Raw genomic sequence first — 25,287 nt, 5'->3', positions numbered from 1 at the left:
GCCCATCAGGCGCCCTTTGCATTTATTGAATCAGAGCATCAGTTAACAAAATTAGTTAACAAAATAGTGCTGCAGGAACTCATCCAGCCCCATCTTGTCCTGCTCTTCCAGCTCACGTTGTTGCTGCAACGACTGCTGGCTTTGCTGCACCAGACTGGCCTGCATCTGCTGATCAACCGGCAATTGCTGGAAGTATTCACGCTGCTGACGAGACTGCTGCAACATCCACTCTTCGTAGCTGCAGCCACAGGCCTGCAACTCCCGCAGTACCTGAGCCGAGGGCGTCAATGACGGATCAAGCAGCTTGGCAGACTCCTGCACCACGGCATCCATATGCGCCGTGCCCCCGTACTGTTCATCCAGCACCTGAGCCACCTGCATGATCTGATCCAGCATCCGCTGACCTGCTGAAGCCACACTGATCATGCCGTCCTCACCTACCAGACGCAGCTCCGGGTTACGCCCTTCACGTACCACCAGTTTGCGGTTATAGGCCAGACGCTCGCATTCAAGTCGATCAATATCGCCATCATCAACCAGCAGACAGAACACCAGGAAGGCATCCATAAAACGCATCTGCCGTGCATCGATGCCGATAGGCAGGAAGGGGTTGATATCCAGACAGCGTACTTCGATGTATTCAACGCCGCGCTCACGCAACGCATCCAGCGGCTTTTCTGCCCGACGCGTGGTGCGCTTGGGGCGAATCTCGCTGTAATACTCATTTTCGATCTGCAGGATATTGGTGTTCAGCTGCCGGTACTCGCCTTCCACTTTGACACCGATATGGGTGTAGGCCGGATAGGGCGTGTGCATGGCATGGGAAAGTGACTGCACGTAGCTGTCGAGCTGGTTGTAACAGATGTTCAGGGACGACTGCGCATTATTGGAGTAACCGATGTCACTCATTCGCAGCGTGGTCCCTGCCGGTGCCACCAGCGTGCGGTCATCCCAGACGTCCAGACCAAAGCTGTTGCGCTTGAGGAAGCTGCTGCTGACCGCAGGTGACGCACCAAACAGATAAAGCAGCAACCAGAAATGACGACGGAAATTACGGATCAGGCGGAAGTAGCCTTCCGAGCGCACTTCACGAGTGCTGCCCTCGATCCCGGTCATTTGCTGATAGATAGTCCAGAAACTGTCGGGGAAAGAGAAGTTGTAATGAATTCCCGCGATGGTCTGCATCACCTTGCCATAGCGGTAGGCCAGACCTTCGCGATAAATGCTTTTCATCCGGCCGATGTTGGACTCGCCGTACTGAGCGACAGGAATATCGTCTTCACCTGCAAGGTAGCAAGGCATGGAGCCAGCCCACACCACTTCATCCTGCAGATGCTGATAAGCAAACCGATGCAGTTGCTCCATATAGTGCATCACTTGCTCTGGCGAGTCATAAGCCGGGGTGATGAACTCCATCAGGGCTTCGGAGTAATCCGTAGTGATCGCACCATGGGTCAGTGCGGAACCCAGCGCCTGCGGATGCCCCTGATGGGACAAGCGCCCCTGCGGGTCAACCCGCAGCCCTTCCTTTTCCAGTCCGCGCCGAATACCGAGCAGTGCCTTGTCTGCGTTATGGGAGCGTAACCAAGCCAATCGCTGTTGTAATAATGCGCTCAAGATCGTTTCTCGCTTGCGGACACCCGCCCCCGGATACGGAAGCAGACTGTCTGGAATATCAGATCACCCGTGCTGCAGGTCACACCGAAGACCGGTAACCCACAGCAGATGGTGGAATATCTGGCAGCAAATTGGGCCAAAAACCCAAGGATTCAAGTGGAGTCTGGCACAAAGTGCCCTACTCCGCCTTGTCTGATGCGACCCACACCCCACTGCCTGCGCCCAGCCTGCGTCAGCGCTTGCGCTTGGCCTGCAATAATGCAGCGGCCAGTGCCCCTTGAGGTGCTGGCTCCGTACTGGCAGGCTTGCTGCTGCGTGCCGGACGGGCCTCTGCCTGTGGCGCCTTGTCCTGCCGCCCTCTGGCTCCGCCTGCGTGTTGTCCTTCCGGTGACTTCATAGACAGGCTGATACGCTTGCGTGGCGCATCCACTTCCAGCACCCGCACCTTCACAATCTGCCCGCTCTGTACCACTTCCCGTGGATGCTTGATAAAGCGGTCGCAAAGCTGGGAAATGTGCACCAGACCATCCTGATGCACACCGATATCAACAAAAGCGCCAAAGTCAGTGACGTTGGTAACGACGCCTTCCAGCTGCATATCTGGCTGCAGGTCGCTGATCTGCTGTACCCGCTCATCGAAGCGTGCCGTGGCGAAGGTCGGGCGGGGATCGCGTCCGGGCTTGAGCAACTCCTGCTGAATATCACGCAGGGTAAAGTCCCCGACGTCGGCACTGACAAACTGACGCAGGTCCAGCTGCTGCACCTTGTCACTCTGTCCCAGCAATTGCTCCACCTTGCAGCCCAGACTGCGCGCCATCTGTTCAACAACGGCATAGGACTCCGGGTGTACTGCAGAGGCATCCAGTGGCTGTTTACCATTACGGATACGCAGGAAGCCGGCTGCCTGCTGGAAGGTTTTTGGCCCAAGACGTGGCACCTTGAGCAGCTCCTGACGTTGCTGGAAAGGACCATGCTGGTTGCGATAACCGACAATAGCTTCAGCCAGACCGGAGTTAAGCCCTGCTACCCGGGCCAGCAAGGCGGGCGATGCCGTGTTCAGATCCACGCCGACCGCGTTCACGCAGTCCTCCACCACCGCATCGAGGGAAACCGCCATACGGGTCTGGTTGACGTCATGCTGATACTGACCAACACCAATGGCTTTGGGTTCGATTTTCACCAGCTCTGCCAGCGGATCCTGTAAGCGACGAGCAATGGATACCGCTCCCCGCAAACTGACATCCAGCTCCGGCAGCTCCTGAGAGGCCAGAGCCGACGCGGAATACACCGAGGCACCCGCTTCACTGACCATCACGACCTGTGGCTTGCTCGGCAGCAAGGCGGCCAGCTCGCGGGCGAGCTGTTCGGTTTCCCGCGAAGCAGTGCCATTACCCACCGCAATCAGCTCCACCTTGCCTTGCTGACACAGCGCCGCCAGCGTCGTCAAAGACTCCTGCCAGCGCTGCTGAGGAACATGAGGGTAAATAGTCGTCGTGGCGGCCACCTGCCCTGTGGCGCTGATCAGCGCCACCTTGACGCCGGTACGCAGGCCGGGGTCCAGCCCCAGGGTTGCCCGCCCTCCTGCAGGCGCGGCCATCAGCAGATCCCGCAGGTTAAGAGCAAAGACGGCAACCGCATCCTGCTCGGCACGCTCACGTACTTCCTGCAACACATCCTTACCCAGCGACGGCAGCAAGCGGTCACTCCAGGTACGCTGCAGTACCTCCTGTAACCAGCTATTGAGCTGAGTGCCAATCTGTCCTGCCTGCTGCAGGCTGCGCAGTAGCAGAGCACTGGCTTCGGCACGCCCATTACTCTCCTGCCCGTCCTGCAGGTCGATATGCAACACCCCTTCACGCTCACCACGCAGGATAGCCAGCATCCGGTGCGACGGAGCCCTGCTCAGACTTTCCTGATGAGCGAAGTAATCACGGTATTTGCTGTCGTCTTTTGCCTGCCCACGCTTGGCCCTGACGGCCAGCCAGGCATTGCGTGCAAGCCAAGGACGCAATGTGCCCAGCACCTGCGGCTGCTCGGCAAAGCGCTCCTGCAGGATGGCCTCCGCGCCCTCCAGTGCCTGCTCAACACTCTCGATACCTTTGTCGCTGCTGATATAGCCCGCGGCCAGCTGCGCAGGTCTGGCCTGAGGTTGCAACAGAGCCTCAGCCAGAGGCTGCAGACCGGCCTCGATGGCCTTCTGCCCCTTGGTCTGACGACGCGGTTTGAACGGCAGATACAGATCCTCCAGTGCCTGCTTACTGTCAGCCTGAGTCAGCGCCCTGAGCAGCTGATCATTCAGCACTCCCTGCTCCTGCAGGCTGGCAAAGATGGACTCACGTCGTTTGTCCAGCTCACGCCCGTAACTCAATTGATCATTGAGATCACGCAGCTGCGTGTCGTCCAGCGCACCGGTACGCTCTTTGCGATAGCGGGCGATGAAGGGCACTGTTGCACCTTCATCGAGGAGGGTCATCACGGCCTCTACCTGCCAGGGCTGGATCTTCAGCTGGGCAGCCAGTCGCTGGCTCAGTGGTGCAACCTGCAATGCTTTGTTCACGCTCATAGGCTATACAGTTCAACTTCAGCAGAATCAGATGGCAACGAGCATAACATGAGTCTTTTCCATGGCTAACAAACACCGCGGGATGACCCGCGTTATCCGCGCCGCAGGCTACTCCTGGCAGGGCCTGCGACAGACCTTCAGACAGGAGGCCGCATTCCGTCAAGAACTGGGCCTGTGCCTGGTACTGATGCCCTTTTCCTGGTGGCTGGCCGATAGTCTGGTGATGTGGCTGTTGCTGGCAACCAGCCTGTTACTGATTCTGATCTGTGAATTATTGAACTCGGCCATCGAAGCCGTTGTGGATCGCATTGGCGAAGAGCTTCACCCGTTGTCTGGGCAGGCCAAGGACATGGGGTCGGCAGCAGTCTTTCTCAGCCTGTTTCTGGCGGCCTGCGTGTGGGGAAGTTGTTTGTATCTGAAGTTGTTTGGCTGATAGCCGAAGCCACTGCGTGAGCTAAGAACAGGCTCAGGCAGTGGCGAAGCATTTATGAGGGAAACTAGACCGCCAGCTGGAATTGCTGATAGAAGCTTTCGACTTCTGTGCCTTCCATCGGTGGCGAGTACAGAAACCCCTGCACACCATCACATTCGTATTGCTGCAAGGTGATCAGCTGTTCAGCCGTCTCCACGCCTTCAGCTATCACTTTGATACCCAGGGCATGGCCCATCTGCACAATAGCCTTGATCATGCTCTGGGTTTTGCTGTCTACCATGACCTTTTCAATCAGCGACTGATCGATCTTCAGGCGTTGCAGTGACAGCTGCTGCAAGTCATGCAGTGAGGCCTGACCAGTACCGAAGTCATCAATCAGCAGTTGCACCCCCAATGCCTTGATCTCCTGCAGGGTCGACTGCACATTCGGGGCTGCATCGGTCAGCAACGACTCCTTCACTTCCAGTTCCAGACGCTCGGCCTGCAAACCGTGTCGCTCCAGTGCGGCGGCCAGCATCTTCTGCAACTGCCCGCGCTGAATAAACTGCCGTGCAGAGAGATTGATGCTGACCCGTGGAATCCTGATATTGCGCTCGTCCCACTCGTGCAGCTGCAAACATACCTGTTCCAGAGTCCAGCTCATCAGTGCATTGATCACTCCGGACTCCTCTGCCACCGGGATAAAGCGCTCTGGCTCGATGTCGCCCCATTCAGGATGGGCCCAACGCAGCAGCGCCTCCATGGCCATCAAACGACCATTGCGAATGCACACCTGAGGTTGATAAACCAGCCGCATCTCATGCCGGGCCAGAGCATGGTGCAACTGCGCCTCAAGGGTCATGCGTTCCATGGCACGCACATGCATGGCGGTGGTGAAAAACTGATAACTGTTGCTACCGGCGGATTTAGCTTCAAAGAGAGCAATATCGGCCTGTTTGTAGAGCGTTTCACGATCCTGTCCATCATTAGGATAACGACTGATGCCAACGCTGACTGAAACGGTGACTTCCTGTTCATTCAACAGATAGGGCTGCTTTTCTTCGGCCAGAATACGATTGACCAGCGGCAAGACGTCTGTGGGTTCCTGTGTCGGCATCAGCAGGGCAAAACGATCACCGCTCATACGCGCCAGTGACAGGTGGTCCACCACCAGTGTCTGCAGACGCTCTGCCAGCTGCTTCAGTAACTGATCCCCCTGCGCATGTCCCAGAGTCTCATTGATACGTTTGAAGCCATCCACATCCAGCAGCAACAACGCAATACCCTGACCATGACGACGGGAGTCTGCCAACAGCTGCTCGAAATTGCTGGCAAAGGTAGCGCGGTTGGGCAACCCGGTGAGTGCATCCTTGTTGGCCAGATCATGCAGGCGTTGCTCCTGCTCCTTGCGCAGGGTGATATCGGTGAACACGTTGACCATTCGCGCCAGCTGGCCGTGACGATCACGCAGCGCCTTTACCGACAGTGCAAGCGGGTAGATCTCACCATTCTTACGACGGTTGTATAACTCGCCCTGCCATTGCCCGGTCTGTTCGATACGCTGCCACATCGCCAGATAGAAGCGGCTGTCCTGTCGATCAGACTGCAGTATCTGCGAAGATCGACCTTTTACCTCGTCGCTGCTGTAACCGGTAATTCGTGAGAAGGCGTCATTGACCATCAGGATGATGCCGCGCGCATCGGTAATGACCACCGCATCATTCATGTTGGAAAACACCTGCGCGGCAAGATGCAGATCATCCTCCAGTGCCATATCCCGGCTCAGATCACGTGCGGTCACCACATAACGTGCATCCTCCCCTTCCAGACCGGGGCTGATCACCAAGCGCATCGGGAATGCCTCGCCCTCGCGCACGCCCTGCACCTGCAACTGGGAATGCTGACCTTTGTCGGCCTGCTCAATCGCCGCCAGAATTGCGGGCTGATCGGGCCCGTCCAGCAACTCACAAAAGGAACGATTGAGGTACTGTTCGGTATCCACTTGCCAGATGTCTGCCGCAACAGAACTCATGGTGAGAATATCGCCATTGCGGCCCAGCCCCAGCACACCATCCATGATGCTGTTGATGATCAGCTCAGTGCGACGGGCATGCTGTTGGGCACTCTGCTCGCTCTGCATCCTTTCGTTTTCCAGCTTGGCGGCGGTATGACGGGCACGGTAGGTAAACAGCATGACCAGCAAACTGAGCAGGACAGAAATTCCCAGTGAACTGTAGTAGGCCTGTTTGATCCGGATCATGCGTCGCGCCAGCTCATCCGCGCTGATATCCATCCCGAGCATGGCGACCACCTGGCCTTTGCTGTTCTTGATCGGAGCCATGCCACTGATAAAGGTGCCGAAGGGGTCGCTGTATGGCGTACGGTACACATAGGGTTCCCCCGAGTCGATCGCGGCAAACATGGCCTGATCTTCCGGATTAACGGTATCGAAACGCTCCATCACCTTGCTGTCTCGCAACTTGTAAGGCGAATCCAGCTCATCGGCATAAACAGCGGTGTCCAGTACGAAATACAGGGAGCCGTTTTTTCTCACCATGGTGTAGAGGTAATACACGTCCGGCATGATCTTATGCGCCCTGAGCAATGGCGCGATGACCTGACGATAGAGGGGAGATCCGGTCTGCACGGTGGAAGTAAGCTGCTGGTGCAAGTCACCATCCACCTCCTGCGCAATCACCGAAGACAGCCTGGCGACATCCATACGGATGGTATTGAACTGCTCATCCGATGCTTTCACGTAGAGCCAGCTCAGACAGATCAGAAAGAGAATCTGAACACCCGCCCCGGCCAGTAAAGCCAGATGCCAGGGGGAAGAACGAATAACGCGGTTAAATAACCCATTGAACATGGCATCAATGCCTATCAGCCAACTGAAGGAATACGCTAGCTAAATGCGCTCTCAAATTCTTGTACAAAGAACCTGAGATTGCTCCGGATACCAACTAAAATGTGTTTCCAAGATAGCGTTTGGAATATGGATTGAAACACTTCTGCGCGAGCCTGCAATTAATTCGGCGACGCCTGAAACAGAGTAACTGAAGTTTACATTTTATAGGTTACACTGTGATACACAGCAAAAGACAGCTACCCTAGAAACATTTACAGAAGCCATTATTATCTTTTTCAACCGTCTTTAGAGAATGCACCACTATGAGTAATAAGCCGACGATTCTCCTGGTTGATGATGATGCCGAATTGCGTGAGCTGGTAAGCCGTTATCTGATGAACCATGACTTTCAGGTCATCTGCGTGGACGGCGCACCCGCCATGGATAAGGTATTGCTGGAAACCACTCCGGAGCTGCTGATCCTGGATCTGATGATGCCCGGCGAAGATGGTCTCTCCGTTGCCAAGCGCCTGAAGGCGAGCCACAACAATATTCCTATCATCATGCTGTCTGCCAAGGGCGAAGACGTTGATCGCATCGTGGGCCTGGAAGTCGGTGCTGATGACTACCTGTCAAAACCCTTCAACCCGCGTGAACTGCTGGCCCGTGTTCGGGCAGTGATGCGTCGCCCCGGTCAGCAGCAAGAGAATGAAGGCAGCACCCAGCGCTTCTCGTTCGGCGACTTTGTGCTGGATACCCAGCGCCATCAGCTGACTCACAAAGGCGAGCTGCTGCACCTCACCACCAGCGAGTATGAGCTGCTGGAAATACTGGTACAGCATCCGAATCAGGTGCTGAACCGCGATATGCTGGTATCCAAGCTGAAAGGTTATGACCGTTCTCCCTTCGATCGCAGCATCGACGTTCGCGTCACTCGCCTGCGTGCCAAGCTGGAAAAAGCCGAGGGTTCACCGCACCATATCCAGACCATCTGGGGCAAAGGCTATCTGTTCGTACCGAATCCAGAAGGCTGACAGGCTAGAGCACAGTAATGTTTCGATCCCTCCTGGCCAAGACGTGGCTGATACTGGCCTTGACCGTCTTGGCCGTTTTGCTGTGTTACACCCTGATTGTTACCCAGTTCATCATTTTGCCGGTTGCCCGCCAATCGGCAGATGATCAGGCAGCGTTGATGAAGCTGGCTGCGGAAACCTGGGTGGAACTGCCGCCCTATGCACGCAGCTACTATCAGCTGGAGCTGGCAGGGCAACATCTGCTGCTGCTGACCAAAACGCCACCGACCACCCGCCCGCTGCTCAAGTCCAACATGTTCCTGGACATGCTTACGGCAGCACTGGCCCGGCGTCTGGAAACCGACATCCGCCTGCGGCTGGACAAAGACGACAACAACCTGGTCTGGGCATCCTTCGACCTGCCTACCGGCACGGTATATATCGGCTTTGCCCGCGAGCGACGGGCGTTCCCCATTCCCATCGCCGCCATTCTGATCCTGACCTTTGCTTCGCTGCTGGTACTGATTACTTCGCTGACCATTGTCAGTCGTATCACCCGCCCACTGGTGGCGGCATCCAGAGCCGCACGACGTATCGGTAAGGGGCTCAACTTCGAGCCGCTGGACGAGACTGGCCCTGAGGAAATGGCCGTGCTGGCCCGCAGCTTCAACAAGATGGGAAAAGAAGTACGCGAGCTGCTGGAACATCGCACCACCCTGCTCGCCGGTATCTCTCATGACCTCAGGACCCCCATCGCGCGGATGCAGATGGCCATAGAACTGCTGGATGACGGCAGCAATGATGAGCTGGTTGAGCGCCTGAAGCGTAACCTGACAGAAATGGATACCCTGATTGGCGATACCCTGGCACTGTCACGGGGAATGGAACAGGCCCCGTTGGAGGCCTTGCCGCCCGGCCCCTGGCTTACCGATCTGGTCAACAGCTTCCAGAACGACCGTCTTCGCCTGATTCGCCTGACCGCACTGCCGGAAAAGCTGATGCTGCCGCCGCTGGCGCTAAAGCGGGTACTGACCAACCTGATCGAGAATGCCCTGCGCTACAGTGCACCGGGCCCTGTTACGCTGGAGGTCACCATGCAAGGCCCGCAGATAACACTGACCGTTCTTGACCGTGGTCCCGGTATTCCTGCAGAAGCCAAGGCCAAGATCTTTGAGCCCTTCTATCGACTGGAAGCATCGCGTAACAAGCATACCGGCGGCAGCGGCCTGGGGCTGGCCATCGTTGCACAGCTGTGTGAAATGTATAACTGGCATCTGGCCGTCCTCGACAACCCAGCAGGAGGCACCATGATGCAGCTGTCGCTGCTGGCCGAGTCTCCCGACACTGAGGCACTCCCTGCTCCGCAGAGCTGATCATAGCAACCGCTGAATAGATGCTCGTAAAAATGAAAAGCCCGCCTGCTGAATGCTCAGCAGGCGGGCTTTGTCTCTGGCAGTTTTACCACTGGGCGAACTGTGCCTGAATTCAGCGTACCAAGTGGCGGCTACACAGCCATACGTCCCGGTAACCGATCAGAAATCGTAACCGATACCGAAATAGGTTCCCCAGCCATTGGAATTGGCAGCGAAGTTGCCGTCGCCCCAGTTCAGCGTCTGGCCGTCTTTCCACTGGCCACCGTTGTGGAAGTAACGCGCCACAGCCATCACGTGCACCTTGGGATTGATCTTGTAGTGCAGTACGTTGGTCGAAACCAGTGCGTTGTTGGTACGGTCAGGCCCTGACAGCTCACCCAGATCAGAATCAAAGTCATAGTTGGTGAAGCCGATGTAGGTCAGGCCTTCTGCAATCTGGTTCAGGGGCAGGATGTATTTGAGGTTCAGGCGGTAGCCGTCCCATGAATTCTCGTTGGCAGCGCCGTAGTTTTCCCACTGACGACGGGCATAAACGTTGGCTGACAGCATCAGCGGTGAATGGGTATCGATGTCGGTACCGATACCGGCATACAGGGTGTTCTGACGTGAGGCACGGTTATCGCCGTTGTCATAAATCCAGTCAAACGCCACGTACCACTCTTTGAAAGGACCAAAGCTCAGGTCTTTACCGGTCAGGCTGTCGATGGAGATACGGGGCTCGTGCTCCATGAATACCGGTGAGCCATCATCCCACACGCCGGTGTCATACTTGCTGCCATGGCTGCTGTCGCCCAGCACCTTGGGTACGTCAACATAACCATACAGCTCAACCGGCCCCTGACGACCAACGTACTCATACTCCAGATAGGTATCGGAGTTGGGGCGAGGGCTGAACTTGATATTGTGACTGTGGATCAGGGTCAGATCCTGGGCAAACCAGCTGGCATTGTTAGCGGCTGCCTGTGCCGCACCGGCACTGAGTCCAGCCAGAGTGGTCACCGCCACGGCGACGGTCTTGAGTTTGCTCTCAACGCTCATCATCTACTTTTTCCGCTCTACAACTTGAAGGGGTAAACAGGGAAATCTCATCCGATGGCTGGCATAACCGCGGTACTTCCCTGCAACGGCGTCTTGCATGCCAACTTCTGGATCCCGTGGAGTGAAGTCAGCGACGCTCTGAGCGGAACAGGTCAACCACCTGTCAACAGCCCGGCTTGCTCATCGGAGTTTTGGGATGGGCAATATCGGTGCCAATCGGGGCGGCAGATTTTCCGCATATTTTTCAATTAAATAAAGTATTAAATGATACGAAAGGTCTAAAACTGACCATACGGTCAAAAGCATGCGCCAATTGAGAGCAAAAACATGCTTTGCCAACAGCACGTCAATGACAGATCTGGAGGGTCAACAGGGAGCATGGATCCGAAAAAATTACCGGAACATGTGAATGAAAAAGAAGCAGTACCGCCAGATGCAGTAGCCGTCTTTATCTTTGGCAGAGGGCCTGGAAAGCAAACGGATAACCTCCCAGGCCAGTACGGATATTGGCTATGCCAGGTCAAAAGCCAATCGCTACAGTAATCTGCGTAACGCCTGCAACGGTGGCTCACGACCGATTTGCCGCAACATCCATAGCCCCGGCAGGGCCACCACAACAGCGAACAAAGGCGGCCAGCCAAGCAGCCACCAGGGCCCGGCGAACGGTAGCTCCAGCACACGGGTAAACACCACCCAGCCCAGCACCGTACAGCCAATGGCTCCCAAGGCGCCAGCAACGGCACCCAGTAATAACAGCTCCTGCCGCTGACGCTGGCGTAAGCGTTGTCTGGCAACCCCCAGTGTATGCAGCAATGCAGCCTCACGCCGCCGCTCCGGCAAGCTGATCTGAATGACGGCCACCAGCACCAGCCATGCGGCCAGCAAGACAAAGATAAACAGATACTGCACGGCTTCCGTCAGCTGCGTAAGGATGTCACGTAACTGTCCCAGTAATGCTTCCACCCCAATCAGGGTTATGTTCGGCCAGGTTTTACTCAACGCTGTAATCTCGGTGCCATGTTTACTCAACGCTGTAATCTCGGTGCCATGGTCAGGCGGTACATAGAAGCTGGTCATCAGTGACGCCGGAAAATCAGTCAGACTACCGGGTGTGAAGATCACGAAGAAATTGGGATTGAAGGAGTTCCAGTCAACACTACGCACGCTGCTCACCTTAGCGGTCACAGGTTCACCGGCAATGTCGAAGGTCAGTTGATCACCCAGTTCGAGCCCATAACGCTTGGCAAAGCCTTCTTCAATGGAAATCAGCCGCTGCTGCTCGCCAGCATTCCACCAGCTACCCTGGACTATCCTGTTGTCACGCCCAGGCTCTGCCGCCCAGGTCAGATTCAGCTCGCGTCCGGGCGCCCGGTTACCATTACGCTCCCGATTATCTTCATCACGACCATCGTCTTCCTCAGCTTTCAGCGGCTGGCCATTACGCTCGATCAGACGTCCGCGCAGCATCGGATACAGTGGATTGCTCTGCCAGCCCTGCTGCTGCAGAAAGTGCAGAAAATCGGCCTGCTGATCAGGCTGAAGGTTGATGGCGAAGTAGTTGGGCGCTTTCTCAGGCAGCTGCTCTCGCCAGCTGTTCAACAGGTCAAGCCGTAACAGCATCACCAGGCCAATCGCCATGCTGACCAGCGCGAAAGCGGTCACCTGCAGTGCCTGCCAGTTCAGACGGGCATTATCCAGCGGCCCCAGACGGCGCAGTAGCCGTGCCAATAACCAGCGACTGCTGTAAAACAGTACGCCCAGTAACAGCAGCAAACCGCCACCCACACTGAATGTCAGTACCGGCTGCCGACTTTGCCACCACAGCCAGAACAACAGGGCCAGTAGCGCTCCCGCCAGCCAGAGACGTGTCGCTACCGTAGCCCCACGACTTTCATGCTTGAGTGCACGCAGCGGACTGGTGCGCAGCAGTAACCACCAGTCCGGCAAGACCAGAGCCACCAGCAGCAACACCGCTGTCAGCACACCATTACCAGCAGGAAGCCAGCTCAGTTCGGGCAGAGGGTCAGGCAACCAGTCGCGAAACAACTGCACCAGCCCTTGCTGTGCCAGCGCACCGGTGAGGACGCCCAGCCCAACAGCCACCAGACTAAGCAACCCCAGCCGCAACAGTAGCATCTGCCCCAACTGGCGGCGTGACAGCCCCAGACACCGCCACAGTGCCACCTCGTCCTGATGTCGCAGACTGTAGTGTCGCGCAGCCAGTGCCAGTGTCACCGCCGCCAGCAGGACAGAAAGGATGCTGCCTAACGCCAGGTACTGATTGACTCGCTGCAACGCACTGGCCAGCCGCGGGCTGTCACTGTCGGTCTCAAGAATGCGGGCCGCCGGGGCCAGCTGGGGAGTAACCCAGCGGGTAAAGACCTGTATGGCCGGTGCAGGCCCGTCCAGCAGATAACGATAGCGAATACGGCTGCCGGGCTGGATGACCTGTGATCTGGCCAGATCTGCGCTATTTACCAGCAGGCGCGGGTTGAGACTGAGGAAATCAGTAGAGGGGTCTGGCTCCTGCAACACCACGCCGGTTACTTTCAGATCGGCATAGCCCAGCTGTACCTGATCGCCCATTTTCACGGCAAGCATGCTCATCAGACGAGGCGCCAGCCAGGCCTCGCCCGGCAAGGGGCCCTGACTCAGCTCCTGTACCTGACCATCCGCCTGCTGCACACGGATTGTGCCCGTTAACGGATACCCCGCAGGTACTGCTTTCACGCCAGCCAGCTGAAAGCCCTGAGCACTGCTGGCCATGCTGACAAACTCGGCAACCGTCAGAGGTGGCTTGATGCCCAGCTGCTGAGCCTGCTGCCACCATTCCTCAGGCGCCTCCCGGCTGCTGCGAATCACCAGCGGTGCGCCCAGATAACGCTGCGACTGTGCCTGTAACCCGCGCTCCAGCCGATCAGCAAAAAAGCCTAGCAACGTCGTCGCAGCACAGGCTAACCAGATGGCCAGCACCAGCAGGCGTAGTTCATTGTCACGCCAGCCAAGCAGGGCATAACGCCAGCTGGCACGCCATGAGGGCTTACGAGCGGAGGTCAGTGCCAACCTGCTGACCGAATTATTGTATGACTGCTCAAGACTGGACACGGCCACCCTCCAGATAAACACGCTGCTGACAACGCTCTGCCAGTACCGCATCGTGGGTCACCAGAATCAGGGTAGTGCCCTCATGCTGGTTCAGCTCAAACAGCAGGTCCATGATCTGTTTGCCGGTGGCCTCATCAAGATTACCGGTAGGTTCATCAGCAAAGAGGATGCGCGGCTGATTGGCAAAGGCCCGCGCCAGCGCAACACGCTGCTGTTCCCCACCCGATAACTGGCGTGGAGTGTGATGCAAGCGGTGCGACAGCCCGACACGCTGCAACCATTGCTCGGCCCTTTGAGCGGCATCGGCAACGCCACAGAGCGCCAGTGGCAGACTGATGTTTTCCGCCGCCGTCAGATCAGGCAGCAGCTGAAAGGATTGAAATACAAAACCGATAGCGGCAGCGCGCAGTGCCGCCCGTTGATCCTCATCCATGGCACTAAGGCAGTGCTGTTCGATATAGACCTCACCACGGCTAGGTACATCCAGCCCCGCCAGCAGGCCCAGCAGGGTTGACTTACCTGCTCCGGAACGTCCCAATATGGCCAGACTCTGCCCGGCTCCCACACTCAGCGACACCTGATCAAGCAGGGTCAGGGTGCCACTTTGGGTATCGACATACTTACAGAGCTGCTCTGCACGAAGGAGAACGGAGATGGATTGCGCTGCTGTCATGACCTTCCTTAAACGAACACTGGTTTTGCTGTGGCTGGTGAGCGGCAGCGCCGCGGCAAATACCCTGCTGATACTGGGTGATAGCCTCAGTGCAGGGTATGGCATCAATCCCAACAAAGGCTGGGTAGCACTGGTTAGACAACAGCTGCAACCTCTGGGCTGGCAGGTGATCAACGCCAGTGTCAGTGGCGATACCAGTGCTGGCGGCCTGACACGCCTACCCTCATTGCTGCAACGGCATCAGCCACAGATAGTGCTGATCGAGCTGGGGGGTAATGATGGTCTGCGTGGCCTGCCACCACAAAGCCTGCAACAGAACCTGAGCCGGATGGCTGAACTCAGCCAGCATGCCGGAGCCCGGCCACTGCTGCTCGGCATGCGCCTGCCTCCCAATTATGGACCTGTTTACACTCAGGCTTTTGCACAAAGCTATCAAGATGTCAGTAACACTTTGAATATTCCGTTACTTCCGTTCTTTCTTGAGGATGTGGCACTGCATCCGGAGCTGATGCAAGCCGACAATATTCACCCCAATGAGCAGGGCCAGCCGTTGATGGCTGAGCGCGTCTGGCAGTGGCTGCAACCGCTGCTGAAAGCGACCAGCAGTCAGTAAAAACCCAGACACCATGCGGCTTTCATGCAAATGAGAAGTAGCTGAATTGCAACCAGAAAATTCAGACTTTTTCCTATAGGTTCCGCAGCCGCACAACAGTAATCTGGCGCCAATGGACAGGGTCAGAGACGACCCTCAAGGGAGGCAGGATGCCGATTTCACTGAGCGAAATCAGCAGGACGCCCATGGATGAGATGATGATGGCCTGACGACTTCAGGATGAACGAGTCAGGCCGGAATCACAGAAAAAGCTCCAGCAAATCATTAAGATAACGCTGCCCAAGGGCAGTGGGTCTGAATGCATCTTCGTTACGATTGAGTAGCCCCCGGTCCTGACCAAGCCTGACGGCATCGTCAATGCTGGCCTTGGTCAGTCCGGTGCGCTGCTCAAACCAGGCTGACGGCACACCGTCCACCAGTCGTAATGCATTCATCATGAACTCAAACGGCAGCTCATCTGCCTCCACCTGCTGCTCCCCCGCTACCAGCAACCGGCTACGATCCAGATAGTGCTGCGGCATACGCGTTTTCCAGCGACGCACAATCTGCCCTGTGGCCTGCCAGCTTACCTTACCGTGTGCACCTGCACCGACCCCCAGATAATCACCAAACTGCCAGTAATTAAGGTTGTGACGGGCACGTCGACCAGCTTGTGCGTAGGCTGAGGTTTCATACTGACCGTATCCTGCCACCTGCAGCAGCTCATGGCCCTCCTCCTGAATGGCCCACAACGCCTCATCCTCAGGCAGCTGTGGTGGGCGGCTGTAGTACTCGGTATTGGGTTCAATGGTCAGCTGATACCAGGAAATATGTGCAGGCTGCAGTGCGATGGCTTGCCGCAGATCCGCCAGACCCTGTTGCAGGGTCTGCTCCGGCAGACCGTGCATCAGATCCAGATTGAAGTTGTCGAAGCCCAGCTGATGCAGCTTTTCCACAGCAGCAATGGCATCGCGGCTACTGTGTATCCTTCCCAGTCGTTGCAGCTTGTCATCATCAAAACTCTGGATGCCAACCGACAGGCGATTGACACCGGCCTGACGGAAACCCGCAAAGCGCTCAGCCTCGAAGGTGCCGGGGTTGGCCTCCATGGTCACTTCACAGTCATCAGCCAGTGTCACTCTCCGGGCAATACCACACAGCAGCTGATCAATCGCCTGCTCACTGAACAGGCTGGGCGTACCACCGCCGATAAAGATACTGGTAATTTCTCGCCCCTGCGCCGCCACCTGCTCCTGCTCGAGGTCTTCCAGCAGACGCGCAACATAATCCTGCTCTGGCAGCTCGCCGCGCACGGCGTGAGAATTGAAGTCACAGTACGGGCATTTACGCACGCACCAGGGGATGTGGATGTACAGGCTGAGAGGAGGTAACTGCAACAAACTGGCGATCTCGAAAGCTAAGATCCTTGATATGACGGCAGCACCAGGACCATGCAACTGCCGCAGGTTTCACGCCGATGGAGAAACCCGATCCAATTCAGGGATTAAAACGCTGCATCAGTTGCTGCAGTGCTTTACCACGATGACTGAGGCGATTTTTCAGCTCTGCGCTCAGCTCGGCAGCGCTGCACTGCTGATCAGGTACCCAGAACAGCGGGTCGTAGCCAAAGCCACCTTCGCCGCGCGCCTCAAACAGCACCCGGCCTTCCCAGCTGCCCTGACAGATCAGCGGCGTGGGGTCCGTCTCATGTCGCATGAACACCAGCACACACTGGAAGCGGGCACTGCGTTCATCTTCCGGCGTATGCCGCAGGCGCTCAAGCAGCAGCTCACAGTTGTCATCATCACTGGCACCCACACCGGCAAAACGTGCTGAATAGATGCCAGGTGCCCCTTTGAGGGCATCCACTTCCAAACCCGAATCATCGGCCAGGGCCGGCAAACCGGTAAGACGTGCCGCATGGCGGGCTTTGAGAATGGCGTTCTCAACAAAGCTCAGACCCGTTTCATCGGCATCGGGCACACTGAATGCAGACTGGGGTATGACTTCAAAATCCAGGCCGCCAAGCAGCTCATTGAATTCATGCAATTTGCCCTTGTTGCCACTGGCCAGCACGATTTGTTTCATGGGAAAGTCCTCGAAGAATAGCCGCATCACCAAGCCGTTGCGGGCGCACATCAATCATGTCCGTGGCGGTAATGATAGCACGCTGTGCGCGACTGGCAGGCTACTTCAGGCCCCTGCGATGTCGACGGACAGAATACGGGGCAGGATCAGCGTCACTTCCAGCCCGCCCTCACGATGATTCCGCAGCATCAGATCACCGCCGTGAGCACGGGCCAGGCTGCGGGCAATACCCAGCCCCAAACCGCTGCCCCCCGTATGGCGATTGCGTGAAGGTTCCAGCCGGACATAGGGCTCAAAGACCAGATCCATCTGCTCTTCCGGGATCCCGGGGCCATGATCCCGGACCTGCACCAGCCACTGCAGGTCAGTACTGCACATGCTGATATCCGCGCTGCCACCATAGAACAGCGCGTTGTCGATCAGATTGGTCAGGCAGCGCTTGAGTGCCAGCGGTTTGGCTTGCAACGGCTCGAAGTCACCCAGCAGCCTTACTTCCCGCCCCTGCTGCTGCAAATCGGTCAGCAGCGAGTCGAGCAGATCTGGCACGTGCACTGTCTCGGTGTTCTCGTGAATGTCGGTATCCTTGACGTACTGCAAAGCGCCTTTAACCATCAGATCCAGCTCTTCCAGATCCTTGCTGAAGCGCTCACGCTGCAGATCATCGTCCAGCAGCTCTGCACGCAGGCGCAGGCGAGTAATAGGGGTTTTGAGATCATGGGAGATAGCGGAAAACAACCGCTCCCGTTCGGCCAGATAACGCCGGATACGTTCCTGCATGTGATTGAAGGCGCGCGCGGTGGCGATCACTTCAGACGGCCCCTGCTCCAGCAACGGCGGATGATCAATGTCGCGCCCGAAGTCTTCGGCTGCGCGGGCAATCTCTGCCAGTGGCCGGGTCATCCAGCGTATGCCCACCAGACTCATGGTAATCACCACAATCAGCATCAACGCCAGAAACACCAGCTTGTCAGCATCCAGCCAGCTTCCTTTCTGCAGAAAGCCCGGTACCGGCAACAGGGTGGCGATGTACAGCCAGGTGTCCTTCTCCAGTTGCATCTGCACCACCATCACCGGCGGCGATAGCGGATCCAGAAACAGCGACTGTGCCCAGCGCGGTGGCAAGTCCAGTGCAAGGGTTTCACTGTTGAGCACGCGTAACGTGGTCGGCTCGGAAAACTGCACCCAGACCCGCTCAACGTTCATTTCCTGCCGCATGATACCGGCGACATTATCCACCACCAGATGCTTTTCCTGAGAGTCGTCAATGTCCTGCACCGGAATGCGATGATCATTGATACTGACAAAAAAACGCGTGCCTCCCATCTTGCGCAGCTGATCCAGCACCAGATGGCGATATTCGATGGGCAGTGAAATAAAAAAGCGTGCCGTGGAGGCAATGCTGTAGGTGAGGTTGCGCGACACCCGGTCTACCAGCTCCAGATGGCTGGCACGCACCTGCGAGGTCCAGACGCCATAGCTGATCAACTGGGCCAGCAGCACGCCCCCCAGCATCAGCAAAACAAACCTGCCACGTAATGAACGCGGCAGTCGATAACGCCAGTTAGCCGACATTTTCCACGGGCACGGCGAGAATATAACCAGAGCCACGTACCGTTTTGATCAGCTGCGGGGTTTTGGCATCCTCCCCCAGACGGGCACGCAAGCGGCAAATGTGGACATCAATGGAACGGTCCAGTGGCGGTGCGTCGCGGCCACGGGACAGATCAAACAGGTCGTCTCGCGACAGGACCTGTTGCGGATGGTTGAGAAAAACGCTGAGCAGGGAAAAATCAGCCCCGCTCAGGCTCTCTCGCTCACCAGCCTGACCAATCAGCTCCCGTGTGGTGCGATCCAGACGCCAGGGGCCAAAACGCTGAAAACGCGCCTGACCACCAAAACTCTGGGTACGGCGCAAAATGGCCTTGATGCGCGCCAGTAACTCCCGCGGGTTGAAGGGTTTCGCCAGATAATCATCCGCTCCCAGCTCCAGCCCCAGAATACGGTCAGTATCATCGGCACTGGCAGTCAGCATAATGATAGGCACCTGCGACTGTTGGCGCAGGCGCTTGCACAGCGAAAAACCATCCTCCCCCGGCAGCATCAGATCGAGGATGACCAGATCCGGTGCCTGACGGGCAAAACTGTCGTCGAGATAGCTGCCATCAGCAGCGGTGTGGCACTCAAAGCCATGACGGCTGAGATAGTCTGAAATCAGCTGACGAATGTCTTCGTCATCATCCACGATCAAGATACGCTTTTGGGTTGTCATACGGCGCTATCAGGTCTCTTCTGCAATCAGGGGCAGGGATTGGGATAAAGCTCATGAATGGCTTCAAGCTCAGCCAGCAGGGTATCACTCAGGGTTACATCCAGACTGGCGACATTTTCCCGCAATTGTGCCATCTGTGTAGCACCAATGATATTGGAGGCTACAAAGGGGCGGGTATTGACGTAGGCCAGTGCCAGCTGTGCCGGGCTGAGACCATGAGCCTGTGCCAGCGCTACATAGGCTTCCGTTGCTTTCTCACCCTGCGCCTTGAAATAGCGCGAAAAGCGGCTGTAAAGCGACAGACGGGCCCCTGCAGGGCGCTCTCCATGCAGATACTTGCCGGTCAGCATACCGAATGCCAAGGGTGAGTAGGCCAGCAATTCTACCCCTTCCCGATGCGCCACCTCGGCCAGACCTACTTCAAAAGTGCGATTCAGCAGGTTATAGGGGTTCTGAATGGTCGCCACCCGGGGCAAGCCCAGCTTATCGGCCAGCTGCAGAAAGCGCATCACGCCCCAGGGCGTTTCATTGGATAAGCCGATATAACGCACCTTACCCGCCTTGACCAGTTCCCCCAGTGCCGAGAGCGTCTCCTCCATAGGCACATCATGCGGGTCTTCGCCATGCACGTAATTCAGACTGCCAAAGAAATTCGCACTACGCCCCGGCCAGTGGATCTGGTACAGGTCAACGTAGTCAGTCTGCAGGCGAGCCAGGCTGGTATCAATGGCGGAGAGGATGGAAGCCCGCGTCAGACGCATATCGGGGCGTATATGATCCACACCACGACTGCTGGGGCCCGCTACCTTGGTGGCAATAATCAGATCATCACGCTTGCCACGCTGTGCCAGCCAGCTACCAATGTAGGTTTCCGTCCTTCCCTGCGTTTCGGGACGGGGGGGGACCGGATACATCTCAGCCGCATCAATAAAATTGATACCCTGAGCCACGGCATAATCCAGCTGCTCATGAGCTTCGGCTTCCGTGTTCTGCTCGCCGTAAGTCATGGTACCGAGACATATCTTGCTGACCTTCAGGTCGGTATGGGGAATCTGATGGTAGATCACAACCACTCCTCGTTTTTCAGGTGCGATACAGCGAATGAGCCCAACTGAATAGTGCCGGTAGTCGCCACATACAATGCGATAGCCAGTTGACGAAGAAGCTACCAGTCAGCAGTCACAGGCAGGGAGTTCAGTATCATATAGCGTCAGAGGGAACGACTGAGGTGACATTAGCTTTGTCAGGCGATGTCATGAGGCCAGTAGTTCCAAGGCCTACCTTAATAAGGCAAAATGCGCTGAAATCCAAATCTGCAGGGATATCTGTGTCACAGCGCTCCCGTGCACACCCTGTCAATCAGCACTGCGACTCCGTCAGCCAGCTGTAGCCCACACTGTCGGCCTATTCAATGGACATAGAACTTCTTAAAACCTTTTTGGAGGTTTGTAAAACCCGCCACTTCGGCCGGGCTGCGGACAATCTGTTTCTCACCCAGTCGGCGGTCAGTGCACGCATCCGTCAACTGGAAACCTTGCTCAGCAGTGAACTGTTCAGCCGCCAGCGCAACAACATCCAGCTGACGGCAGCGGGCGAACGTCTGCTGCTGCACGCTGACAGCGTGCTTACGGCCTGGGAAAGAGCACGTCAGGACGTGGCCCTGCATAATCGCCATACTGTCAGCCTGACGCTGGCCAGCACCCCCGGCCTGTGGGACACCCTGCTGCAGACAGGGATCAACGCGATTCATCAGCGCCTGTCAGATCTGGTGCTGCGAGCCGATATTCACAGTGGTGACGTGCTGGTGCGTAAGCTGCTTGAACGAACCCTCGATATTGCTCTGCTTTATGACCCGCCCAAAGCACAGGAACTGGTATCCGTGCCACTGACCAGCCTGGAGCTGATGCTGGTTTCCAGCCAGCCAGACCAGACGCCTAGCCAGGCCCAGCAACACGGTTACATCATGGTTGACTGGGGTACAGCATTTCAGATCAGCCATGATCAGCACTTTAATTCCCCTACACCGCCATGGCTGCATACCAGCCATAGCCGGATGGCACTGGACCTGATTTTGTCGCAGGGTGGCTGCAGTTATCTGCCCCGTCGGCTGGTCAAACCCTGGCTGGCCGAGCAAAAACTTTTTGCAGTTGAAGGCAGTCCCCGTTTCAAACGGGACGTTTATGGTGTATATCATGCCAGCGCGGCGTATCAGGAACAGATCAGTGAAGTGATGGGAATCCTGCTGCAAAGCGCACGTCAGAGCGAGCAGAGCTAGGTGGAGGAAACGCACATCAACAAAAATTATTTATTGATAAAATAAAAAATTTTCGTTGTACTGCCCTCAATCCATCTTGGACAATCGCCGCAAAATTACAGGGTGGCCTCAATGTCAAGAGGCTAAACAGTATTAGCACGCTGGTATTGCAAAGGTCCCATGAATAAAGATCGTCAATATTTTCTGAAAAAGTCCTTCTTTGATGACGAGCATTATCCATACGGGCTGGATAGCTCTGGTGATTTTTCCATCAAAGAAGCCAAACTCATCACTCAGTACGGTAATCTGGCGCGCGCTCTGATGGACGGCAAACTGTCGCCTGAGACCAGCGAAGATAAAGATCTGCTGGCCATCTGCCGTAACGAGAAAGTGCCCTCTACCGATCTGGAAAAGGCTTGGGCCAAGTACCTGACCAAGATCAATGATGACGGTTACATTGCCTCAATGAGCCTGTCGACCGTGCGTGATGGCGAAGAGACCGACTTCTCTGAAGGCGGTAGCGATTACGACGACGATTGATCGCTGACATCGCGAATCAGATATGACAACGCCCGCACATGCGGGCGTTGTTGTTTTGGCAGGAACGCACCTGCCTGCAGCAGGTGAGCGTCTGTAGCTTAAAGCGCTGGCAAGACGCGGAAGATCATCGACTTGAGATAGTCCGTCTCGCTGATCATAGCGTGTATCGGGTGATCGGCACCCTGCCCACCCTGTTCCAGCAAAGTCACATGACGCTCCAGCGTACGGCCACAGGTTCTGACTACATCCAGCAAACGCTCACGCTGCAGGTGCATTGAGCAGGATGCCGACACCAGCAGGCCATCCTTTTCCAGCAGACGCATGGCAAGCTGATTGGCACGCAGATACGCCTGCTCACCTTTAGCCACGTCCTTGCGACGCTGAATAAAGGCAGGTGGATCCAAAATGACCATATCGAAGCGCTGTTTCTCAGCCACCATGGCCTTCAGCGCATCAAACGCATCGGACTTGAGGGCACTGACTTTATCTTCCACGCCGTTACGACGGGCGTTGGCATTGATCTGATCAATGGCAAACTGCGATACGTCGATACAGGTCACCGACTCTGCACCGGCAGCAGCAGCCTGCACCCCCCAACCACCGACATAGCTGAAGACATCCAGCACCCGCAGACCCTTGGCATAGTGTTGTACCCGCGCGCGGTTCATGCGGTGGTCATAGAACCAGCCGGTTTTTTGCCCTTCACGCACCGGTGCCGCAAACTCGACGCCATTTTCACGCAGTATCACTTCGTCAGGCACACTGCCCCAGGCTTCGCTGACGTATTCATCCAGGCCTTCTACTGCACGCATCTTGCCATCGTTCTTGAACAGGATGCCGGCAGGCTTCAGCACCTGACACAGAGCCGCCACGATCTCATCCTTGACCAGCTCCATACCCGCGGTGGAAATCTGCACCACCAGATAATCGCCAAAGCGATCCACCACCAGCCCTGACAGTCCATCAGCCTCACCGAAGACCAGACGATAGTAGGGTTCAGAAAAAGCACGCTGACGCAGTGACAACGCCTGATTCAACCGGTGTACCAGCAGTGACTTGTTCAGCTGCAGGGACACATCACGGCTGACCAGACGGGCACAGATCAGGGTATTGGGGTTGACGTAGGCGATGCCCAGCGGCTTACCTACTGCACTCTCAACCACGACCTGTTCACCAGGCTGAAAACCTTTCAGTGGCGTGACAGCAATATCGACTTCATTGCTGTAAATCCACAAATGACCACCACGCAAGCGCCGATCGGCTTTGGCTTGCAAACGCAGAACGGGCAGGTTCATAACTGACCTCTTACTACCGAACCAAAAGGCAGCATTATAGCGAGAAACCCTGACGGTATTGGTATAAATCCTGTGAGATAAAATCGGTATGGCACTGAGGCTCAGCTCAGTAAAGATTGATCTGGATCCAGCGGGCGACATCGAAAATGACATTTTAGTCACCCTTGCTCTTAAGAGACTATCGCCATCTGGGCTATACTTGTCGCGCTGTAGTTCAGGAAGCCACTACCATGTCCGATGCATCCAACGCCCTGTCAGAAAGCGATATCGCGAAGACCCTGCAAGGCATCTCCATTCCACCCCAGCCCCAGGTATTAGTGGATCTCCATCTGGAGTGCGCCCAGCCCGAACCCCGGGTGGGAGAGATCATCGACATCATAAGTACCGATGTCGGCCTTTCCGCTGCGGTATTGAAGACCGTCAACTCCCCCTTCTTTGGCCTGCGCCGCAAAGTATCAACGGTACAACATGCCGTTGCCATGCTCGGTCTGCAGAATGCCATTAACGTCGCCAATGCCCTGGCTCTGCGCGAAACCATGCGCAGTGATGACAATCCGGCCTTACAGCGCTTCTGGGATACCGCGCAGGACATCGCTCTGGCCTGTATCACGCTGGCGCGTGAACTGAACTTTTCCACCCCCGAAGAAGCCTACACCCTGGGCCTGTTCCACAATGTGGGCGTGCCGCTGATGCTGATGCGCTTCAAGGACTATCGTGCGGTGATGTCAGTCGGCTACAAGAAAGGCGCAGTGACACGGGTGGAAGACCAGTTTCTCAAAACCAACCACGCAACGGTTGGCTACTACATGGCCAGAGTCTGGCACCTGCCGGATGATCTGGCCGAAACCATCCTGCAGCATCATGATCTGGCAGAAATCTTTGAGGGGCCGGCCAACAACAGCAAACGTCGTACCCTCATAGCCATTCTCAAGGTAGCCGAACATGTCTGCGGGCTCTATCGCATTCTTGGCAATCAACCGGTCGATAACGAGTGGCTGCAGTATCGCGATGCGATTCTGGAGCAGCTGCATATTGATGAAGACGAGCTGGCCAATCTGACCGAACGCCTTAATGACATGGGCCTGCGTAGCGACAACTATCAGTGGTAACCACGGCGTACCGTGGCAGATAGCAGAACCTGAAAACGACCAGAGCCGGGAATACCGGCTCTGGATAGGCTAGACAGTCTGGACAAATACCCGAAACAGAGGTTATTCCTCTTCCTCACACAGCTCTGCGTAAGCTTCGGCATCCATCAGGTCTTCCAACTCATCAGGATCAGTCGGGCGCAGACGGAAGATCCAGCCTGCACCGTAAGGATCCTGATTGACCAGCTCCGGCGCATCTGCCAGCGCGGTATTTACTTCCACCACGTCACCAGACAGGGGGGAATAAATATCTGAAGCTGCCTTTACTGACTCCACAACACCTGCCTCTTCGCCACTGGCCAGAGAGGTCTCTTCTTCGGGTACTTCTACATACACGACATCACCCAACAACTCCTGGGCATGATCGGTAATACCGATGGTGACGGTGCCATCATCTTCGGTACGAATCCACTCGTGGGTACTGACATATTTGAGCTCGCTGGGAATCTGGCTCATTTC

At 56.4% G+C, this 25,287-nt stretch carries 20 protein-coding genes; 7 read left to right on the top strand and 13 right to left on the bottom strand.

Going from position 1 to position 25,287, the window contains the following annotated elements; genetic code table 11:
• Nucleotides 1–51: 51 nt before the first annotated feature.
• Nucleotides 52–1,617, bottom strand: a complete 1,566-nt coding sequence (gshA, locus tag WH50_RS00860) for a glutamate--cysteine ligase (protein ID WP_110185609.1) — start codon at nt 1,615–1,617, stop codon at nt 52–54.
• Nucleotides 1,618–1,849: 232 nt separating this feature from the next.
• Nucleotides 1,850–4,180: a Tex family protein gene (locus tag WH50_RS00855; protein WP_110185608.1), complete on the bottom strand. Its 2,331-nt coding sequence runs from the start codon at nt 4,178–4,180 to the stop codon at nt 1,850–1,852.
• 61 nt (nt 4,181–4,241) lie between these two features.
• On the opposite strand from WH50_RS00855, the gene WH50_RS00850 reads away from it, so the two are divergent.
• The gene (locus WH50_RS00850) at nt 4,242–4,613 is read left to right on the top strand and encodes a diacylglycerol kinase (protein ID WP_104156899.1); all 372 of its coding nucleotides are present in this window, start codon (nt 4,242–4,244) and stop codon (nt 4,611–4,613) included.
• 64 nt (nt 4,614–4,677) lie between these two features.
• Here WH50_RS00850 and WH50_RS00845 read toward each other — a convergent pair whose 3' ends face one another.
• Nucleotides 4,678–7,461 (bottom strand): bifunctional diguanylate cyclase/phosphodiesterase, encoded by a 2,784-nt coding sequence (locus WH50_RS00845; protein ID WP_110185607.1) that lies wholly within the window; start codon nt 7,459–7,461, stop codon nt 4,678–4,680.
• A gap of 302 nt (nt 7,462–7,763) precedes the next feature.
• On the opposite strand from WH50_RS00845, the gene WH50_RS00840 reads away from it, so the two are divergent.
• Together WH50_RS00840 and WH50_RS00835 are read left to right on the top strand one after the other, a co-directional pair.
• Complete coding sequence (locus WH50_RS00840) at nt 7,764–8,474, top strand: response regulator (RefSeq protein ID WP_104156042.1); 711 nt, start codon at nt 7,764–7,766, stop codon at nt 8,472–8,474.
• Between the two features lie 17 nt (nt 8,475–8,491).
• Nucleotides 8,492–9,826: a sensor histidine kinase gene (locus WH50_RS00835; RefSeq protein WP_110185606.1), complete on the top strand. Its 1,335-nt coding sequence runs from the start codon at nt 8,492–8,494 to the stop codon at nt 9,824–9,826.
• Nucleotides 9,827–9,985: 159 nt separating this feature from the next.
• Here WH50_RS00835 and WH50_RS00830 read toward each other — a convergent pair whose 3' ends face one another.
• The 3 genes from WH50_RS00830 to WH50_RS00820 all read right to left on the bottom strand — a co-directional run bounded on the left by WH50_RS00830 (nt 9,986) and on the right by WH50_RS00820 (nt 14,642).
• Complete coding sequence (locus WH50_RS00830) at nt 9,986–10,867, bottom strand: nucleoside-specific channel-forming protein Tsx (protein ID WP_110185605.1); 882 nt, start codon at nt 10,865–10,867, stop codon at nt 9,986–9,988.
• A 531-nt stretch (nt 10,868–11,398) separates the two neighbouring features.
• Nucleotides 11,399–13,969, bottom strand: coding sequence for an ABC transporter permease (locus WH50_RS00825; protein ID WP_165838255.1), 2,571 nt, complete (start codon nt 13,967–13,969; stop codon nt 11,399–11,401).
• The gene (locus WH50_RS00820) at nt 13,956–14,642 is read right to left on the bottom strand and encodes an ABC transporter ATP-binding protein (RefSeq protein ID WP_110185603.1); all 687 of its coding nucleotides are present in this window, start codon (nt 14,640–14,642) and stop codon (nt 13,956–13,958) included. The genes WH50_RS00825 and WH50_RS00820 overlap by 14 nt, the downstream gene beginning before the upstream one ends.
• Here WH50_RS00820 and WH50_RS00815 point away from each other — a divergent pair.
• Entirely contained in the window at nt 14,623–15,255 is a 633-nt protein-coding gene (locus WH50_RS00815) for an arylesterase (RefSeq protein WP_243409934.1), read from the top strand. The two genes, WH50_RS00820 and WH50_RS00815, sit on opposite strands and share 20 nt — an antisense overlap.
• 239 nt (nt 15,256–15,494) lie before the next feature.
• On the opposite strand, the gene hemW is transcribed toward WH50_RS00815, so the two are convergent.
• From hemW to WH50_RS00790, 5 genes are all read right to left on the bottom strand, one after another.
• A complete protein-coding gene (gene hemW, locus WH50_RS00810) occupies nt 15,495–16,634 on the bottom strand; it encodes a radical SAM family heme chaperone HemW (RefSeq protein ID WP_243409933.1) in 1,140 nt (379 codons plus the stop codon).
• A 97-nt stretch (nt 16,635–16,731) separates the two neighbouring features.
• A complete protein-coding gene (rdgB, locus tag WH50_RS00805) occupies nt 16,732–17,322 on the bottom strand; it encodes an RdgB/HAM1 family non-canonical purine NTP pyrophosphatase (protein ID WP_110185601.1) in 591 nt (196 codons plus the stop codon).
• Nucleotides 17,323–17,427: 105 nt separating this feature from the next.
• Nucleotides 17,428–18,894 (bottom strand): ATP-binding protein, encoded by a 1,467-nt coding sequence (locus WH50_RS00800; RefSeq protein ID WP_110185600.1) that lies wholly within the window; start codon nt 18,892–18,894, stop codon nt 17,428–17,430.
• Entirely contained in the window at nt 18,884–19,591 is a 708-nt protein-coding gene (locus WH50_RS00795) for a response regulator (protein ID WP_104156050.1), read from the bottom strand. The genes WH50_RS00800 and WH50_RS00795 overlap by 11 nt, the downstream gene beginning before the upstream one ends.
• A 26-nt stretch (nt 19,592–19,617) precedes the next feature.
• Complete coding sequence (locus WH50_RS00790; RefSeq protein ID WP_104156051.1) at nt 19,618–20,658, bottom strand: NADP(H)-dependent aldo-keto reductase; 1,041 nt, start codon at nt 20,656–20,658, stop codon at nt 19,618–19,620.
• A 344-nt stretch (nt 20,659–21,002) separates the two neighbouring features.
• Here WH50_RS00790 and WH50_RS00785 point away from each other — a divergent pair, with 344 nt between their 5' ends.
• Both WH50_RS00785 and WH50_RS00780 read left to right on the top strand, forming a co-directional pair.
• Nucleotides 21,003–21,866: a LysR family transcriptional regulator gene (locus WH50_RS00785; RefSeq protein ID WP_110185599.1), complete on the top strand. Its 864-nt coding sequence runs from the start codon at nt 21,003–21,005 to the stop codon at nt 21,864–21,866.
• Nucleotides 21,867–22,025: 159 nt separating this feature from the next.
• Complete coding sequence (locus WH50_RS00780) at nt 22,026–22,385, top strand: MaoP family protein (RefSeq protein ID WP_110185598.1); 360 nt, start codon at nt 22,026–22,028, stop codon at nt 22,383–22,385.
• 98 nt (nt 22,386–22,483) lie between these two features.
• Here WH50_RS00780 and WH50_RS00775 read toward each other — a convergent pair whose 3' ends face one another.
• Nucleotides 22,484–23,680, bottom strand: a complete 1,197-nt coding sequence (locus WH50_RS00775; RefSeq protein WP_110185597.1) for a class I SAM-dependent rRNA methyltransferase — start codon at nt 23,678–23,680, stop codon at nt 22,484–22,486.
• A 230-nt stretch (nt 23,681–23,910) separates the two neighbouring features.
• Between WH50_RS00775 and WH50_RS00770 the strand changes: the two genes are divergently transcribed.
• The gene (locus WH50_RS00770; RefSeq protein ID WP_104156055.1) at nt 23,911–24,789 is read left to right on the top strand and encodes an HDOD domain-containing protein; all 879 of its coding nucleotides are present in this window, start codon (nt 23,911–23,913) and stop codon (nt 24,787–24,789) included.
• 102 nt (nt 24,790–24,891) lie between these two features.
• On the opposite strand, the gene gcvH is transcribed toward WH50_RS00770, so the two are convergent.
• A complete protein-coding gene (gcvH, locus tag WH50_RS00765) occupies nt 24,892–25,284 on the bottom strand; it encodes a glycine cleavage system protein GcvH (RefSeq protein WP_104156056.1) in 393 nt (130 codons plus the stop codon).
• Between the last annotated feature and the right edge of the window lie 3 nt (nt 25,285–25,287).

This window comes from Pokkaliibacter plantistimulans, assembly GCF_003194385.1.
Classification (GTDB): domain Bacteria; phylum Pseudomonadota; class Gammaproteobacteria; order Pseudomonadales; family Balneatricaceae; genus Pokkaliibacter; species Pokkaliibacter plantistimulans.
Note: the sequence above shows the minus strand (reverse complement) of the source record. Positions and strands in the feature narration are given on the sequence as shown.

Excerpts from the sequence above, each read along its gene's own strand:
- WH50_RS00855 (WP_110185608.1), bottom strand. The coding sequence starts at position 4,180 with ATGAGCGTGAACAAAGCATTGCAGGTTGCACCACTGAGCCAGCGACTG.
- WH50_RS00850 (WP_104156899.1), top strand. The coding sequence starts at position 4,242 with ATGGCTAACAAACACCGCGGGATGACCCGCGTTATCCGCGCCGCAGGC.
- WH50_RS00845 (WP_110185607.1), bottom strand. The coding sequence starts at position 7,461 with ATGTTCAATGGGTTATTTAACCGCGTTATTCGTTCTTCCCCCTGGCAT.
- WH50_RS00840 (WP_104156042.1), top strand. The coding sequence starts at position 7,764 with ATGAGTAATAAGCCGACGATTCTCCTGGTTGATGATGATGCCGAATTG.
- WH50_RS00835 (WP_110185606.1), top strand. The coding sequence starts at position 8,492 with ATGTTTCGATCCCTCCTGGCCAAGACGTGGCTGATACTGGCCTTGACC.
- WH50_RS00830 (WP_110185605.1), bottom strand. The coding sequence starts at position 10,867 with ATGATGAGCGTTGAGAGCAAACTCAAGACCGTCGCCGTGGCGGTGACC.
- WH50_RS00815 (WP_243409934.1), top strand. The coding sequence starts at position 14,623 with ATGGATTGCGCTGCTGTCATGACCTTCCTTAAACGAACACTGGTTTTG.
- WH50_RS00820 (WP_110185603.1), bottom strand. The coding sequence starts at position 14,642 with ATGACAGCAGCGCAATCCATCTCCGTTCTCCTTCGTGCAGAGCAGCTC.
- rdgB (WP_110185601.1), bottom strand. The coding sequence starts at position 17,322 with ATGAAACAAATCGTGCTGGCCAGTGGCAACAAGGGCAAATTGCATGAA.
- WH50_RS00800 (WP_110185600.1), bottom strand. The coding sequence starts at position 18,894 with ATGTCGGCTAACTGGCGTTATCGACTGCCGCGTTCATTACGTGGCAGG.
- WH50_RS00795 (WP_104156050.1), bottom strand. The coding sequence starts at position 19,591 with ATGACAACCCAAAAGCGTATCTTGATCGTGGATGATGACGAAGACATT.
- WH50_RS00785 (WP_110185599.1), top strand. The coding sequence starts at position 21,003 with ATGGACATAGAACTTCTTAAAACCTTTTTGGAGGTTTGTAAAACCCGC.
- WH50_RS00780 (WP_110185598.1), top strand. The coding sequence starts at position 22,026 with ATGAATAAAGATCGTCAATATTTTCTGAAAAAGTCCTTCTTTGATGAC.
- WH50_RS00775 (WP_110185597.1), bottom strand. The coding sequence starts at position 23,680 with ATGAACCTGCCCGTTCTGCGTTTGCAAGCCAAAGCCGATCGGCGCTTG.
- WH50_RS00770 (WP_104156055.1), top strand. The coding sequence starts at position 23,911 with ATGTCCGATGCATCCAACGCCCTGTCAGAAAGCGATATCGCGAAGACC.
- gcvH (WP_104156056.1), bottom strand. The coding sequence starts at position 25,284 with ATGAGCCAGATTCCCAGCGAGCTCAAATATGTCAGTACCCACGAGTGG.